Origin of the sequence: Enterococcus sp. 6D12_DIV0197 (assembly GCF_002174385.1) — a bacterium.
Classification (GTDB): Bacteria; Bacillota; Bacilli; order Lactobacillales; family Enterococcaceae; genus Enterococcus_D; species Enterococcus_D casseliflavus.
Genome location: NZ_NIBN01000001.1, coordinates 2,999,134 through 3,001,286, shown reverse-complemented (window position 1 = coordinate 3,001,286; position 2,153 = coordinate 2,999,134). Strand labels below are relative to the sequence as shown.

Genomic DNA, 2,153 nt, shown 5'->3' with positions numbered 1-2,153 from the left:
AGATATAAAGATTATTGGTCAAATAGCTACACAAGATACTCTAATACACTTGGATTATCCGCATCTGGAAGATACATTCAATATAATACTGATGTTGTTTTGGATTTTCCTTATAAAGATACTGTTTTAGAGGGAGGCATGACTAAGGAAGAACAAAAGAAAGAAGAAATATTTTATAATGAGATAATTGCTAGAGATGAAATTGATACTTTATTTGATGCAAAGATTTTAAAAGATGCAAAAATAGTTAACAAAGACGGTGTAAAACCAGTTTCAACTATTTCTGAATCAGAAAACTTAGTGATAAAAGGGAACAATTTAATCGCATTACACTCAATGAAGCAACGATATCAAGGGAAAATCAAAATGATTTACATTGATCCACCGTATAATACTGGTGGTGATTCTTTTAAATATAATGACAAATTTAATCATTCAACGTGGCTAACATTTATGAAAAACCGTTTGGAGATAGCCAGAGAATTACTAAGTGAAGATGGTAGTATTTGGATTAATATTGATGATGATGAACAGGCATATTTAAAAGTGTTATGTGATGAGATATTTGGACGAAACAATTTTACAAATACTGTTATCTGGGAAAAAAGATATTCTCCCACTAATGATTCAAAATGGTTATCCGATAGCCATGACTTTATCATGATTTATGCGAAAAACAAAGAAATTTGGAGACCCAATTTATTACCAAGAGGAGAGAAACAAAATAAATATTATAAATTCGACGATAATGATGGTAGAGGGAAATGGCGGTCTGATAATGTTTTAGTTAAAACTTTCTCCCAAAGTGGAGTTTTTCCGATCAAGAATCCTAAAACAGGGATTGAATACTATCCACCTGAAGGTAGTGCATATAGATTTAGTTTTGAAACTGCCAAAAGATATCTTGAAGAGAATCGATTCTATTTTGGGAAAGATGGAACTGGGGCACCTCAATTGAAACGATATCTATCTGAAGTAAAGCAAGGTGTTACACCTCTTACTATCTGGAAAAGAGAAGATGTTGGAGATAACCAAGAAGCAAAAAATGAAACTCGTACTTTGGGAATATCAAATGAAATGTTTTCAACCCCTAAGCCAGAAAGATTACTTCAAAGAATTCTTCATATAGGGTCAAATGAGAATGATTTAGTATTAGATTTCTTCATGGGTTCAGCAACTACTCAAGCAGTAGCAATGAAAATGAATAGAAAATTTATTGGTATTGAACAAATGGATTATATCAATACTGTTTCAGTTCCTCGACTTCAAAAAGTGATTGATGGTGAACAAGGTGGAATCTCTAAGGATGTTGATTGGCAAGGTGGAGGTTCATTTGTATATGCTGAACTTATGGAACTAAATCAAATATATATAGATAAGATTAATCAAACTTCTACTAAAGAGGAATTGATTAATTTGTGGAATGAATTAGATAATAATGCAGATTTAAATTTCCAATTAGACAGAGAGAAGCTGACTAATGAATTATTAAAAGAACGAGATGAAGTGGAAGGCTCAATTTCTTTTAATGATTTAAGTTTTGAAGAACAAAAAGAAATTTTCAAAAAAGCATTGGATAAAAATCAGTTATATGTGAATTTCTCTGAAATCGAAGATGAAGATATTACTATTTCTGAAAATGACAAAAAATTTAACCATAGTTTTTATGAAAATAGAGGTGATGCATAATGGCAAAAGAACGCCTTTATGAATGGTTAGACACGGAAATGAGAACTATTTCTTATACCATGAATCCTCATGAAGTTCCTGATTATGTAAAAACAAATTTGAAAGATGACCTACGATTCTATCAAGAAGAAGCATTTAGGCGATTCCAATTGATGCAAGATGACCTTTATTCAAGTGGTATTAGTGATGCAGGTTATCAGCGTAAACACCTTTTATTTAACATGGCTACAGGCTCCGGAAAAACAATGGTGATGGCAAGTCTAATGCTCTACCTATATAAAGAATTGGGTTATCAGAATTTTATTTTTCTAGTTAATACGGATGCAATTATCAAAAAAACACAAGAAAACATGTTAAATAGTAGCTCTACTAAGTATTTATTTAATCCAAACGGTATCTTTGTTGATGGAGAACAAATCATCATTCAAGCTGTTGATAATTTCCCAGCTGTTAAAGATAAGAAT

General features: G+C 31.4%; 2 protein-coding genes. Both read left to right on the top strand.

The annotated features are described in order from the left end of the window. A partial coding sequence (locus tag A5867_RS14030) for a site-specific DNA-methyltransferase (protein WP_170927541.1) occupies nt 1-1,689 on the top strand: 1,689 nt, incomplete at its 5' end. After that, nucleotides 1,689-2,153 (top strand): DEAD/DEAH box helicase family protein (locus tag A5867_RS14025; RefSeq protein ID WP_170927540.1); only part of this gene is annotated, 465 nt, incomplete at its 3' end. The genes A5867_RS14030 and A5867_RS14025, both read left to right, overlap by 1 nt.